This window comes from Chryseobacterium sp. KCF3-3 (assembly GCF_045865955.1).
Classification (GTDB): Bacteria; Bacteroidota; Bacteroidia; order Flavobacteriales; family Weeksellaceae; genus Chryseobacterium.
On record NZ_AP035792.1, the window covers coordinates 3,232,105 to 3,245,081 of the forward strand.

General features: G+C 34.6%; 15 protein-coding genes. 13 read left to right on the plus strand and 2 right to left on the minus strand.

All coding sequences use genetic code 11. The features are described 5' to 3' along the window. Position 1 precedes the first annotated feature (1 nt). The 8 genes from ACKTTZ_RS14625 (at position 2) to ACKTTZ_RS14660 (ending at position 7,836) form a co-directional block, all read left to right on the plus strand. The gene (locus ACKTTZ_RS14625) at positions 2 to 1,051 is read left to right on the plus strand and encodes a hypothetical protein (RefSeq protein WP_407845893.1); all 1,050 of its coding nucleotides are present in this window, start codon (positions 2 to 4) and stop codon (positions 1,049 to 1,051) included. Positions 1,052 to 1,387: 336 nt separating this feature from the next. Beyond that, the gene (gene mutY, locus ACKTTZ_RS14630; protein ID WP_407845894.1) at positions 1,388 to 2,422 is read left to right on the plus strand and encodes an A/G-specific adenine glycosylase; all 1,035 of its coding nucleotides are present in this window, start codon (positions 1,388 to 1,390) and stop codon (positions 2,420 to 2,422) included. A gap of 44 nt (positions 2,423 to 2,466) precedes the next feature. Further along, entirely contained in the window at positions 2,467 to 3,024 is a 558-nt protein-coding gene (gldD, locus tag ACKTTZ_RS14635; RefSeq protein ID WP_034692119.1) for a gliding motility lipoprotein GldD, read from the plus strand. A gap of 27 nt (positions 3,025 to 3,051) precedes the next feature. Further along, a complete protein-coding gene (locus ACKTTZ_RS14640) occupies positions 3,052 to 3,975 on the plus strand; it encodes a PfkB family carbohydrate kinase (RefSeq protein WP_034692120.1) in 924 nt (307 codons plus the stop codon). Between the two features lie 86 nt (positions 3,976 to 4,061). Then, positions 4,062 to 5,429, plus strand: coding sequence for a peptidylprolyl isomerase (locus tag ACKTTZ_RS14645; protein ID WP_034692121.1), 1,368 nt, complete (start codon positions 4,062 to 4,064; stop codon positions 5,427 to 5,429). 61 nt (positions 5,430 to 5,490) lie between these two features. Further along, positions 5,491 to 5,988 carry a hypothetical protein gene (locus ACKTTZ_RS14650; protein WP_034692122.1) on the plus strand — a complete coding sequence of 166 codons (498 nt, stop codon included), beginning with the start codon at positions 5,491 to 5,493 and terminating at the stop codon, positions 5,986 to 5,988. A gap of 72 nt (positions 5,989 to 6,060) precedes the next feature. Further along, positions 6,061 to 7,050 (plus strand): nitronate monooxygenase family protein, encoded by a 990-nt coding sequence (locus ACKTTZ_RS14655; RefSeq protein WP_253316576.1) that lies wholly within the window; start codon positions 6,061 to 6,063, stop codon positions 7,048 to 7,050. A gap of 15 nt (positions 7,051 to 7,065) precedes the next feature. After that, the gene (locus tag ACKTTZ_RS14660) at positions 7,066 to 7,836 is read left to right on the plus strand and encodes an alpha/beta fold hydrolase (protein ID WP_407845895.1); all 771 of its coding nucleotides are present in this window, start codon (positions 7,066 to 7,068) and stop codon (positions 7,834 to 7,836) included. An 80-nt stretch (positions 7,837 to 7,916) separates the two neighbouring features. On the opposite strand, the gene ACKTTZ_RS14665 is transcribed toward ACKTTZ_RS14660, so the two are convergent. Both ACKTTZ_RS14665 and ACKTTZ_RS14670 read right to left on the minus strand, forming a co-directional pair. After that, a complete protein-coding gene (locus ACKTTZ_RS14665; protein WP_407845896.1) occupies positions 7,917 to 8,534 on the minus strand; it encodes a hypothetical protein in 618 nt (205 codons plus the stop codon). 28 nt (positions 8,535 to 8,562) lie between these two features. Beyond that, positions 8,563 to 8,862 (minus strand): rhodanese-like domain-containing protein, encoded by a 300-nt coding sequence (locus tag ACKTTZ_RS14670; RefSeq protein ID WP_034692125.1) that lies wholly within the window; start codon positions 8,860 to 8,862, stop codon positions 8,563 to 8,565. A 164-nt stretch (positions 8,863 to 9,026) separates the two neighbouring features. Between ACKTTZ_RS14670 and queG the strand changes: the two genes are divergently transcribed. The 5 genes from queG to ACKTTZ_RS14695 all read left to right on the plus strand — a co-directional run bounded on the left by queG (position 9,027) and on the right by ACKTTZ_RS14695 (position 12,958). Beyond that, entirely contained in the window at positions 9,027 to 9,965 is a 939-nt protein-coding gene (queG, locus tag ACKTTZ_RS14675; protein WP_034692126.1) for a tRNA epoxyqueuosine(34) reductase QueG, read from the plus strand. A gap of 360 nt (positions 9,966 to 10,325) precedes the next feature. After that, a complete protein-coding gene (locus ACKTTZ_RS14680; RefSeq protein WP_051934192.1) occupies positions 10,326 to 11,009 on the plus strand; it encodes a TIGR02117 family protein in 684 nt (227 codons plus the stop codon). Between the two features lie 3 nt (positions 11,010 to 11,012). Further along, positions 11,013 to 11,660 (plus strand): murein L,D-transpeptidase catalytic domain-containing protein, encoded by a 648-nt coding sequence (locus ACKTTZ_RS14685; RefSeq protein ID WP_407845897.1) that lies wholly within the window; start codon positions 11,013 to 11,015, stop codon positions 11,658 to 11,660. Positions 11,661 to 11,711: 51 nt separating this feature from the next. Further along, positions 11,712 to 12,164: an SRPBCC family protein gene (locus ACKTTZ_RS14690; RefSeq protein WP_253316574.1), complete on the plus strand. Its 453-nt coding sequence runs from the start codon at positions 11,712 to 11,714 to the stop codon at positions 12,162 to 12,164. 461 nt (positions 12,165 to 12,625) lie between these two features. Beyond that, positions 12,626 to 12,958, plus strand: a complete 333-nt coding sequence (locus ACKTTZ_RS14695; RefSeq protein WP_034692130.1) for a hypothetical protein — start codon at positions 12,626 to 12,628, stop codon at positions 12,956 to 12,958. The last annotated feature ends 19 nt before the right edge of the window (positions 12,959 to 12,977 follow it).

Consider the following 12,977-nt stretch of genomic DNA (forward strand, 5'->3'; position numbering starts at 1 on the left):
TATGAAAAATTTAACAAATCTATTTATACTATTATTTTTCTTTAATTTATTATCATGTAAGGAAAACAGACCTAAACAGGAAAAGATAGATAAATCCAAAACATCATATTCTATTGATTTTAAACAAGAGCAACTAGAATGTACTGGTGAAAAATATAGTTCAAATAAATGTATTGATAAAAATAAAAAATTATCAATTTCTTTCGATAAAAGTTCAATTGTATTTATACATAATAATAGAAAATATATTCATGAATTAAATAATTTAAATAGTGATCTTGGATATGAAACTTTCTTATTTAAAAATAATGATGATAAAATTATTTTAATAGACAACTTTTTAGAAAATGGTCACCTATTTCTTGTTTATTATGTTAACAAAAACAGTATAAAATTTTTAGGAAAAAATGAAATAATCAACACCACTGAAGAGAACGATGCATATAATTTTAAAATAAAAAAAACAGACAGTAAAGTTGATATCTTCTTAAATTCTCAACTTGGAAACTTTTCATTTGATTTAGAAAAAGCAATTAATCTTAACACCGATAATTCTAGCAAAGCTACTTTAAATATTAGTTTTCTTAATGACAACATAAGAACTCCAGATAAGATTACCAATAAATTGATTTTCACAAAAGACAAATTGGGAAAATTAATAATTAATACTGATATTTTGGATTACATACAAAAAAATACTACTGATAGTAATAACTCATATTCCATGTCATTGTCGAAATATGTAACTCAACTTATTATTAATTATTATGATAATGGCAGTACAGAATGGGGAGAAGAAGACCTATTTAAAATAATTGGATATGCAGCAGATACTACAGATCCATTGTTTAAAAAATACTGGAAAAATAACCTTGAAAAGTGGAACAACGGACAGGAAGGATATATTTTAGGTTTTTGTAATGTCGCATATCACGATCAAATTTGGACCAAACTCACTAATAATTTCAAAGAAAACAAATATTATAATTTACCTAATCTGGAAGAAATGGTATGGTATGGAAGTGATTTTGATAAAGTAGGGGCATCTTAAATGTTAAGAAATAAATAACCTTTTACTGTCTTTAATTTGAAAATTAAAATTGAATAAAACGCAACGATGAAACCCTATTTAATTGTATTATTACTTATATTCTTTTCATGTTCCGGTAAACAGGAAGAAATAAAAGTAAAAAAAGAAATCATATAATAACGGATTCATAATCAAAACATTTTTTCCATAATCTATTTTCATGGAACAAGTGCAAAAATCTATTTCAAAAAATCAAAACAGATAACAAAAATAAAATAAACCTATCTTTGCATATTGAAACAATGTTCGGGATGAAGAGAAAATGATCTCTTCAATGATTTAAAACAAGATTGGTTTTTGGGAAAAAATAAAAGGGCCTCAGATTTTCTCCATATAGGCAGCAAAATCCTTGAATGGTATAAAAATAATGCAAGAGATCTGCCTTTCAGACAGACAAAAGATCCTTATAAAATCTGGATTTGTGAAATTGTATTTCAGCAGACGAGGATCAGTCAGGGATTGAATCACTACAATAATTTTATTAAAAGATTTCCTGATGTAAAAACGTTGGCAGAAGCTGAAGAAAACGAAGTTTTACTCTATTGGAAAGGACTGGGCTATTATTCCAGAGCCATCAATATTCATAAAGCTGCCCGGCAGATCATGAATGATTATCAGGGAACCTTTCCTCATCAATACGAAGAAATTTTAAAACTGAAAGGAGTAGGGAAATATACTGCAGCAGCGGTCTCAAGTATATGTTTCGGGGGAAAAATCCCTGCTGTTGACGGGAATTTCTACCGCGTTCTGAGCCGCCTTTTTGCAGATGACTTTGATATTTCGAATTCAAAAGCATTTACCTATTTCTCAGAGCTGGCCGCTTTGGTCATGCCGGAAAATGTTGGAGACTTTAATCAGGCCATGATGGATATTGGATCTGAAATCTGTAAACCCAAAAATCCATTGTGTGGAGAATGCCCCGTGAATAAAGACTGTCTTGCATTTTCTATGCAGAAAATTTCAGCTTATCCCGTTAAAACAAAAAAAGTAAAAGCAGAAGATCTTGCGCTGACATATTATTTTGTTCACAAAAACGGACAATTTCTGATCCGTCAGAGAGGCGATGACTTCATCTGGAAGAAATTATTTGAGTTTCCAACAGCTATTACTACAGATATGGAACCCTTCATTACAGGCTCAAAAACAGTTACCCATAAACTGACCCACAAGAATTTAAGCATTGAAATATGGAATGTACACGTTACTTCTGAGAAGATATGGAATGATTTTATAACTGAAAATCAGTACCTGATTACGGACGTTGAAGCCTCTCATGAAAAATCGTTTCCAAAGCCGTTGGAAAATTACATTCAAAACTCTCTGAAAGACTGAAATTTGTCTTCCGAAATCTGAAATCTAATTTGTACTTTTGCAAAATGATTAAAAAAGTCATTTTTATTTTTGTATCGCTGCTTTTAATTTCATGTGGAAAAGACCCTTCACCAAAACCTTATGGAGAATTGCGTCTAGAATATCCTGCACCGAAATACCAAAAGTTTGAAAACGATTGTGCCTATACCTTTGAATATTCAGACTTTGCATCCATTGCCCCAGCCAAGAAACCTTGCTGGTTCTATCTGAACTATCCGAAAATGAAGGCTAAGCTTTTCGTGACCTATTATCCGATACAGAACGACTTTGCTGACCATATCAAGGAAGCCGAGAAAATGGTATATGAGCATACCATTAAAGCCAGTTCCATAGATACAAAATCTTTCGAATACCCTGAAAAGAAAGTATACGGGAACTTCTATGAACTGAAAGGGCAGAGCGCTTCCAACCTTCAGTTTTACATTACAGACAGTACGAAACACTTCGTGACTGCTTACTTATACTTTAATACGAGACCGAAACCGGACTCTCTTGCGCCTGCAGTGAACTATATCAAAAATGATATGAAACACCTGCTGGACACCTTTGAATGGAAAAAATAATTACTTTTAATATACATTGAAAAATATATGAAACTTTTAGTTGTAGGAAGTGTTGCATTTGATGCAATTGAAACACCATTTGGTAAAACGGACAAAATTTTAGGAGGTGCAGCCACTTATATCGGAATCACTTCATCAATTTTAGGCGTTAAATCCGGAATTGTTTCTGTAGTAGGAGGAGACTTTCCACAGGAACATCTTGATATGTTCACAGACAGAGAGGTAAACATCGAAGGAATTGAAATCGTGAAAGAAGGAAAAACATTCTTCTGGTCTGGAAAATACCACAACGATCTGAATACAAGAGATACTTTAGCTACAGAAGTAAATGTACTGGAAAATTTTGATCCAAAAATCCCGGATTCAATGCAGGATGCCGAAATTTTGTTACTTGGAAACCTACACCCTGGAGTTCAGTTATCTGTACTTGAAAAAATGAACAACCGTCCTAAACTGGTTATCCTTGATACCATGAACTTCTGGATGGATTCTGCATGGGATATCTTAATGGATATGATTGCGAAAACAGATGTTATTACCATCAATGATGAAGAGGCAAGACAGCTTTCAGGAGAATATTCTTTAGTAAAAGCTGCTAAAAAGATCCACACAATGGGTCCTGAATACGTAATCATCAAAAAAGGAGAGCACGGAGCTTTACTTTTCCATGACAATAAAGTATTTGCTATTCCGGCACTTCCGTTAGAAGATGTGTTCGATCCAACAGGAGCTGGAGACACTTTTGCAGGAGGTTTCGCGGCCTATCTTGCTAAAAAAGGGAAAATTGATTTCGAAACAATGAAATCTGCCCTTATCGTAGGATCTGCAATGGCTTCTTTCACGGTAGAGAAATTCGGGACAGAAAGAATAGAAGAAGTAAACGAAGCAGATATGTTCAGCAGATTGAGACAATTCAAAGAATTAACGACATTTGATGTTGAACTGCAGTAAATAAGTCTTTTTAAGAAATATTTATAATAAAAAATTGAGTGAAATTCGTTAAGAATTCTAAATTTGCAACTTGTTAAAATAGTAAAATGACAAATAAACTAAAAATCACTTTTCTTCTTGGGATTTTCATCATGATATTCTCTTCAAATATGATGAATGCCCAGCTAAAACAAGGAGATTTGGTGGATGGTATTGCAGCTGTTATCGGGGATGAGATTGTATTGGAATCTGATGTAATCGAGCAGATGAATTATGGTAAACAACAGGGAGCTGCCAACACAGACAAATGTGAGTTCCTGGAAAACCTTATCAGCAATAAGCTTCTTGTATACGAAGCAAAAAAAGATACCTTAATTGAAAATCGTTCTGCAGCAATCAAAGAACAGGCAAATGCAAAATACCGTCAGATGCTTTCTCAATTTCCGGATGAAAAAACAATGCTTGCAGCCTATAAGTTCAGAAATGCTTATGAACTGAAAAATGCTATTGAAAAAATAGATACAGACCAGTATTACGGACAGGCAAAGTACCAGAGGGTAACTGATAAAGCGGATGTAACTCCTAATGAGGTAACTGATTTTTACAACATGTATAAAACACAGCTGCCACAGGTAAAAGATGAAGTTACTTTAGCTCAGATTATGATCTACCCGTCACTTACGGAAGCTCACAAACAAGAACTTATCAACAGGTTGAAAAAAATCAAGCAGGATATTATCGGAGGTGAGACTTTTGAAAGCCAGGCAAGAATTTATTCTGAAGATGAAGGATCTGCTGCTAACGGAGGATTATATAAAAATATCAATAAAGGGCAGATGGTGAAGCCATTCGAAGCTGCGGCATTGAACCTTCAGGAAAATGAAATTTCAGATCCTATTGAATCTGAATTCGGATTCCATATTATTCAGTTAGTGAAAAGATCAGGTAAAGTATATGATGCAAGACACATCTTGTTGAAAGCTGTTCCTACTGATGACGAAATTAAAACTGCAAAAGCAAAATTAGACAGTATCAGAGGTCTTATCGTTGATGGTAAAATGACGTTTAAAGATGCTGCTTTTAAATACTCAGATGATAAAAGAACAAAATTCAATGCAGGAATTATTCCTGGAGCAGATGGTTCTGATAAAATTGAAAGAGAAAGTATCCCTGGAACAATCAGCTACGAATTGGCAGGATTAAACAAAGGTGATATCACTACTGCTTTTGAAGACGAAGAAAACAAGAGAAAACAAATCAAAATCATCAAAGTTGAAGATGTGATTCCTTCTCACCAGATTACCCTGGAAACAGATTTCAGCAGAATCAAGCAGATGGCGCTGAATAAAAAGAAAAGTGAAATGGTTGAAAAGTTTGTTAACTCTAAGTTGCCGACAACTTTTATTTCAATTGACGGACGTTACGACAGCTGTAACTTTAAGTCTAACTGGAAGAAACAATCCATGACAAAATAAAATCAAAACCTTCAGAATTTCTGAAGGTTTTTTTATTGATATATTTACAAAAATTAAAAGTATGGATTATGCTTTTTACCTCAGAAAATTTCATCAGGCAGCATCTGAAATTCCTGAAGAAAAACTTAGTAAATATGGATTGAAAATATCTGTTGATACTGTTTTAGAATCGGTAGCCCTTAAAGTTTACAAGCCGGAATGGACAGGAGAACCACAATCGCCTTTAGATGCTGAAGGAAGGATTTTCTTTTCAGTCTGGGTAAATGATAAGACTATCCGCGAAAATAAGATCTATTATAACATTCATGCGTTAAAGCTAAGAGCATTGAAAGTTTATAAAATATCCAGCAGAGAATTTGCCCAAAACTTCAGACAAGAATTTTTAAAATACCACAAAGACTGGCCTAATGTAAAGGTCAATTATGGCCCGTTGACATTAATGGAAGGCTGGCTGGATTTAAAACCTGATCATATAGAAAAGGATGTCTATGAACTCGCTCAAAGATTTTTAAATATCAGCTCAATTATTGACAGTGTTTTAGAGCAATATAAAAAATAAATATATCTGTTTTCCTGTATATTTTTAATCAATTGAAGACTCTGGAAATCGTTGTTTTTAGTATTTTTACACATGAGCAATTTTATAGATTTTAACGCTGCAAAAAAACTTCATGAGATGGAGGGAACACACAATAGAATTTCACACCTTTTTAATATTAAATATCCAATTATCCAGGCAGGTATGATCTGGCATTCAGGATGGAGACTTGCTTCTGCAGTATCTAACTGTGGAGGGTTAGGAATAATAGGAGCAGGGAGTATGTATCCTGATATCCTGAGAGAAAATATCCAGAAATGTAAACTGGCAACAGATAAACCATTCGGGGTAAATGTACCGATGTTATATCCTAATATTGATGAAATTATTCAGATTATTCTTGAAGAAGGAGTGAAAATTGTATTTACGTCAGCCGGTAACCCGAAAACCTATACGGAAACCCTTCAGAAAGAAGGAATAAAAGTAGCTCACGTCGTTTCTTCCACCAAATTTGCTGTAAAATGTGAAGATGCCGGAGTAGATGCCATTGTTGCAGAAGGTTTCGAAGCAGGAGGTCATAATGGAAGAGATGAAACCACCACATTCTGCCTTATTCCGAATGTAAAGAAACATATTTCTAAGCCGTTAATCGCAGCCGGAGGAATCGCTTTAGGTTCACAGATGAAGGCTGCCATGATTCTCGGTGCAGACGGTGTACAGATCGGCTCCCGATTTGCTGCCACTACTGAAGCAAGTGCCCATGAAAACTGGAAAAAGAAAATCACAGAACTGCAGGAAGGAGATACACACCTTACTTTGAAGGAGCTGGCACCTGTAAGAATGGTTAAAAATAAATTCTTCAATGAACTGGAGGATATTTATGTAAACGGAAGAGATAAAGAAGCATTGATTGCTTCATTAGGACGAGCCAGAGCAAAACGTGGAATGTTTGAAGGAGATATGGAAGATGGTGAACTGGAAATAGGCCAGGTTTCAGCTCTGATTGATGATATTCTTCCGGTGGAAACTGTTTTCAACCACCTTTTAAGAGAATTTGAAGAAACAAAAATGCCAACTTTTTAAATATAATTTTATTTGATGGAAGAAAGAATAATTGATGTAAAGGGACAAAAATTATATATTGAACACATTACTCAATTTCAAGACAGACCTACGATTGTTTTTCTGCATGATTCATTAGGATCAGTACAACTCTGGAGAGATTTTCCAGCCAAACTATCCGAAGCCACCCATTGTAATACTTTGGCTTATGACCGTTTAGGTTATGGGAAATCATATCCAATGCCTACTCATATAAGACCAGTAAATTACATGGAGCTGGAAGCAGATCTGTTGAATGATGTATTGACTGAAATGAAGATTGATAATGCTATTCTGTTCGGACACAGTGATGGGGGAACAATAGCTTTGATCACCGCTGCAAAATATCCTGAAAGAGTAGAAGCTGTCATTTGTGAAGCAGGTCATATTTTTGTGGAAGAGGTAACATTGAAAGGGGTTTATGATGCCTGGGAAGCTTACAAAACGACCAATCTTCCTGAACGTTTACAGAAATATCATGGTGATAAAGTAGAAATGCTTTTCAGAGCCTGGACGGAAACCTGGACGCGTGAAGATTACAGAACCTGGAATATTGAATATCTCTTAAAAAATATTACTGCTCCATTATTATTTGTTCAGGGAGAAGCTGATGAATACGGTACATTGGATCAGGTAGAAAAAACGATTACCCAGGTGAGTGGAAGTGCGGAAAAATACATCATTCCCGGAATAGGACATACACCACATAAAGAATCTCCAGAGCTTGTATTGGAGAAAGCTGCGGAATTTATTGGTAAATTTTTTTAATCTGAACTTATAAAATATAGAAATAAGGCACCTTGTAATCAGGGTGTCTTTATTGATATGAAAGATAAATGAAATTATAGTTAAAGTAACTGCAGTTCAGCAGCAATGTTTTCCTTTGCCTGAGCCTCATATTTTTCCTTAAAATATTCAGTTTTAAAGATACTTTCAAGTTCCAGAAAATGCTTAAGCACTTTTTTTCGTCCCGGTTTGTAAAGGAAGTCAGGATAAATAGAATATTCTTTTCTGATATTCTGAGTGTATTCTGAATAAGTTTTAAAATCTTTACCCAGAACAGAGAGATCAGCATCCAGAAGATAATTGGTATCTTCATTATCAGAGCGCTGGTGAGATTTTGTAGCAAGAATCTGTGCAGAAATTAATGAAATTTTATCTTGATTGATATGAAGTTCGGTAAGTCTTTTTTCTACCTTGGCAGCACTTTTCTCTTCGTTAGCTTTGGAAGTTGCATCATAAATCACATCATGATAGAATACAGAAAAAGAAAGAGCTGTAAAATCTGCGATATTCATTTTCACTGCGTCAAGCTCTTTAAACATATTTTCAAGATGAAGAAGATTATGATAATGCCTGCCTTTTTCAGAATATCTGGTTTCAATTTCCCTCCACAGATCACGGATTAATTGCTGATCTTCTGTAAACGGAGCGCAAAGCTGTTCAAATTGATTTTTCAGATTCATAGAAATAAAGATATAAAAAAAGGAACTTTTAAAAAGTTCCCTGATTTGCTTCCAGTACAGCTTTCAGATCAGCCCAGCCTCCGCCGTTATAGCCGTCCTTTAACCCTTGAGCGTTAAGATAATCCAATGCTTTTCCGCTTCTGTTTCCACTTCTGCAGAATAAGATTACTGGTTTTTCAACAGATAGAATTTCATCCTGTCTGTCTTCTACTTCACCTAGAGGGATATTCTTAGCACCGTCTATATTACCGTCCATTTCAAGCTCCATTGGCTCACGAACGTCAATTAATTCATAGTTTCCGGATTGTATTACTTCTATTAAAGACATAGTTGTTGGTTTAAATATTAAATTACAAACGAAATTACGCAATTTTTTTTTGAAAAAAATCCTAATGAAAACATAATTTTTCAGAAAAGAAACCAGCTGTGGTATGAACTTCCTCCAAAATCAGAAGATTGATAAAATAATCTTAATTTTGCAGTGTGAAATTAATGAATGCTGGTGCCGAAAAATATTCCCAACTGATCAAGTCCAAAGCAAAAAGTTTTGGATTCCAGAATTGTGGCATTTCCAAAGCTGATTTTCTCGAGGAAGACGCTCCTCATCTTGAAAAATGGCTGAAGAATAATTATAACGGCGAAATGAAGTATATGGAAAATCATTTCGACAAAAGGCTTGATCCGAGACTCCTGGTAGAAGGTTCAAAATCTGTAATTTCACTTTCTTACAATTATTTTCCTGAAGAGAAAATCTCTATCCTGGAGAATTTTAAAATCTCAAAATATGCTTATGCAGAAGATTATCATGAGGTAATCAAAGAAATTCTTCGTGAAATGGTAGCTGAGCTGCAGGAAGAAATAGGAGAGTTTGGTTTCCGGGTCTTTGTAGATTCTGCACCGGTAATGGAGAGAGCCTGGGCTAAAAAGTCGGGAATAGGCTGGGTAGGAAAAAATGCCAACCTTATTACCAAACAAAGTGGTTCCTTTTATTTTCTGGCCGAAATTATCTGTGATCTGGAGCTGATTCCTGATCATGCAACCACAGATCATTGCGGAAGCTGCAGGAAATGTATCGATGCCTGCCCCACAGATGCCATCGTTTCTGAAAAAATTATAGATGGAAGCCGCTGCATTTCTTATGCAACCATAGAACTCAAAAATGAAATCCCGGATCATTTTAAAGATAAAATGGAAGACTGGATGTTCGGATGTGATATCTGCCAGGATGTTTGCCCATGGAACAGATTCTCAGCACCTAATAAACAGAGCCGTTTTCAACCCAATGAAGCGTTGAAAAACTTCAAAAAAGGAGAATGGAAAGAACTTACTCAGGAAATTTTCTCGGAAATCTTCAGAAAATCTCCTGTGAAAAGAACCAAATTTGCAGGGCTCAAAAGAAATATTGAGTTTTTGCAGAAATCTTCTGACTGATTTTTCTTTAAACTTTTGGTGACAATCCCTCTTTTGGAATTTTTTGAAGTTCCAAACCAGAGCTGATGGTTGACCATTCCTTAAATTTTTCGCTTTAAGGAGGTGAAGATTTACATCAATAAGTTTCTTAAAAAGCTTTTCCTATAAAGAAAAATTGATTTTCAGGAGATCAAAATCTCACCGAAAATCAACGTTTTTTTTGTATTCTTTTAGGAGCAGTTTTTACTCTTACTTTAAACCTTTTTTGGGATTTAGTATTTTTACGCATATTTGTGAATATTTCGTAAATAAATATAGCTAATTTTTCGATTAAAACAAATACTTTTACTAAAAATTAAAGATTAAATTTTATTAAAAAACATGACTGTGAAAACGATATTAATGTATCTCCTGAAAGTGGTAGGAATTATTTTAGGAATTGTGATTATTTATGTGATCCTTGGGCTGTTGATTCCCTATATTCCCGTTTCTGCAAAAGATGACGGACAAAAGAAAGACATTCCCATCTATATTTATACCAACGGAGTGCATACCGATATTGTAATGCCTGTGAAAAACGACTTGCAGGACTGGAGCCAGAAAATTCCTTTTGCCAATACAAAATCAAAAAAAACAGACTATCAGTATATAGGAATAGGATGGGGAGATAAAGGTTTCTATCTTGATACACCTACGTGGGCAGACCTGAAATTTTCAACAGCTATAAAAGCAGCATTCTGGCTAAGTGATTCTGCCATGCATTGTACTTACTATAATACGATGAAAGAAGGCGCTGACTGTAAAATGATTATGATCAGCAGAAATCAGTATGAAAATCTGGTGAAATATGTGGAAGATAAGTTTGACAGAGATCAGAATGGAAATTTCATGTTGATTCCTACCAATGCTGTTTACGGTGATAACGATGCCTTTTACGATGCAAAAGGAACTTACAGTTTTCTTTATACTTGCAACACCTGGTCAAATAATGCTTTGAAAGCAGCAGGACAGAAAGCAGCACTATGGACACCTTCTGATTTCGGAATCTTTCAGCATTATAAATAAAATATGAAAAGTATTTTTTTGTTTTTCACCATCTTTTGGATCTGTTCATGTTCTCAGGAGAGGAAAAATAATACAATAAGAACGGTAGAAACATCAGTAGTTGAAGAAAAGAAACCTGAAGCTGATTTTTCTAAATTAAAATTAAAAGCAGAAGAAGCCTTGGAATTTTGTACTTCAAAGAATCTTAGCAAAGATTTCTGTATTCTCATTGATATGAGCCTTCACTCCGGCGTTAACCGTTTTTTTGTCTGGGATTTTAAAAATAATAAGATTTCGAAAAAATATCTGGTAGGCCATGGATGCGGTTCCAATTCCTGGAGTAAAGATAATTCTAAAGAAAATCCTGGTTTCAGCAATGAAGACGGAAGCCACCTTTCATCTTTAGGAAAGTATAAACTGGAAGGAAGAGGCTACAGCGACTGGGGAATCAATATAAAATATCTGATGCACGGCCTTGAAGAAACCAACAGGAATGCTTTGAAAAGATTTATTGTCTTTCATTCCTGGAATCTGATGAGTGATACTGAAACTTTCCCTAACGGATCTCCTGAAGGTTGGGGTTGTCCAACTGTTTCCAACAATGCCATGAAGGAAATTGATCCGATGATTCAGAAATCAGGAAAACCTGTCCTGATGTGGATCTATAATTAAATCTTTGTCATACATTTGTTTCATAACAATCCTGTTAACTGATTTTGCCTTATGAAACATACCCTTTTCCGTGAACAACAGCTCAATTGTGATATAGAAACGGCCTGGAAATTTTTTTCCTCCGCAAACAATCTTTCAGAAATTACACCGAAAGATATGGGCTTCATTGTATTAACGGAAATGGAAGATGATGAAATCTATGAAGGAATGCTCATTGATTATTATGTTTCTCCATTATTCGGTATCAAAATGAAGTGGCAGACGGAGATCACCCACGTAGATTTTCAGAAAAGCTTCATTGATTTTCAGAAAAAAGGGCCATACAAACTCTGGAACCACCACCATGAATTTATTCCCAATGAAGAAGGTGTTCTGATGAGAGATACCATAGATTATGAACTTCCAATGGGATTTTTAGGAGAATTTGCCCATCGTCTTTTTGTGAAAAAGAAACTGGAACACATCTTTGATTACCGCTTCAGAGTACTCAGCAAATTGTTCTAATTATTCAATAGAAACGGGCTTTAGCCCGTTTAAAAATGATCACCCAAATTCCATTGGCTTTAGCCAAAACTTTAACGATTCCAATTAGATTCTTCGGAACGACAAACTGGGTAGATAAGTCTTGAGAATAATCTACTTAATGTATGAAATCTGTGAGAAAATAATTCAATAGAAACGGGCTTTAGCCCGTTAATAATAAACCAAAATTCATCTGGCTTTAGCCAAAACCTAATGCCATTTTTTATTCAAAATTTTAGAAGTTGGATTCCTTCGGTATGACAGACTGTATGAATAGACTTCGCATTCTATTTATTATTCTAGGAATCCCAATACGAATAAGTAGAATTATTCCTCCATTGTTTAAGTTTTTTTAACAGTTCAATGGCCGGATTTCCCAGTAAAAATCACTAATTTTGCCGGATTATCGTTTTTTACTGAAAAACTAATGTGTTCTGGTTGACATGGCAAGTCTGAGGTCATTTTTCTTATTCTATATCCTACTGGTTTTTTCTCTTTTCAATTCGAATTGGGCAGAAAAATCGTTGCAGAATATTCCTCATGTTCCGCCTGTAACCAACATTCATGTTCTGGATGTTTACGAAGAAGCAGATATGAATACGCATGCATTGCCTGCAGCTGCTAAAATTGTAAAACATTCAGTTAAAAAAAATGATCCTGCAATTGCAGATTTTTCAGGAATTTTAAAAGTTATTCCAAAAGTTACACTTCCTGAAATTGCAATTTCTATTATTTGTGGAGTTAAATCCTTTCTCCATCTTCTTCAGTTGTACTAGGTTTAAGTTTTTGAAAACC

Coding starts and splice junctions, on each gene's coding strand:
- ACKTTZ_RS14625 (WP_407845893.1), top strand. CDS start 2: ATGAAAAATTTAACAAATCTATTTATACTATTATTTTTCTTTAATTTA.
- gldD (WP_034692119.1), top strand. CDS start 2,467: ATGATTAAAAAAGTCATTTTTATTTTTGTATCGCTGCTTTTAATTTCA.
- ACKTTZ_RS14640 (WP_034692120.1), top strand. CDS start 3,052: ATGAAACTTTTAGTTGTAGGAAGTGTTGCATTTGATGCAATTGAAACA.
- ACKTTZ_RS14645 (WP_034692121.1), top strand. CDS start 4,062: ATGACAAATAAACTAAAAATCACTTTTCTTCTTGGGATTTTCATCATG.
- ACKTTZ_RS14650 (WP_034692122.1), top strand. CDS start 5,491: ATGGATTATGCTTTTTACCTCAGAAAATTTCATCAGGCAGCATCTGAA.
- ACKTTZ_RS14655 (WP_253316576.1), top strand. CDS start 6,061: ATGAGCAATTTTATAGATTTTAACGCTGCAAAAAAACTTCATGAGATG.
- ACKTTZ_RS14660 (WP_407845895.1), top strand. CDS start 7,066: ATGGAAGAAAGAATAATTGATGTAAAGGGACAAAAATTATATATTGAA.
- ACKTTZ_RS14665 (WP_407845896.1), bottom strand. CDS start 8,534: ATGAATCTGAAAAATCAATTTGAACAGCTTTGCGCTCCGTTTACAGAA.
- ACKTTZ_RS14670 (WP_034692125.1), bottom strand. CDS start 8,862: ATGTCTTTAATAGAAGTAATACAATCCGGAAACTATGAATTAATTGAC.
- queG (WP_034692126.1), top strand. CDS start 9,027: ATGAATGCTGGTGCCGAAAAATATTCCCAACTGATCAAGTCCAAAGCA.
- ACKTTZ_RS14680 (WP_051934192.1), top strand. CDS start 10,326: ATGACTGTGAAAACGATATTAATGTATCTCCTGAAAGTGGTAGGAATT.
- ACKTTZ_RS14685 (WP_407845897.1), top strand. CDS start 11,013: ATGAAAAGTATTTTTTTGTTTTTCACCATCTTTTGGATCTGTTCATGT.
- ACKTTZ_RS14690 (WP_253316574.1), top strand. CDS start 11,712: ATGAAACATACCCTTTTCCGTGAACAACAGCTCAATTGTGATATAGAA.
- ACKTTZ_RS14695 (WP_034692130.1), top strand. CDS start 12,626: ATGGCAAGTCTGAGGTCATTTTTCTTATTCTATATCCTACTGGTTTTT.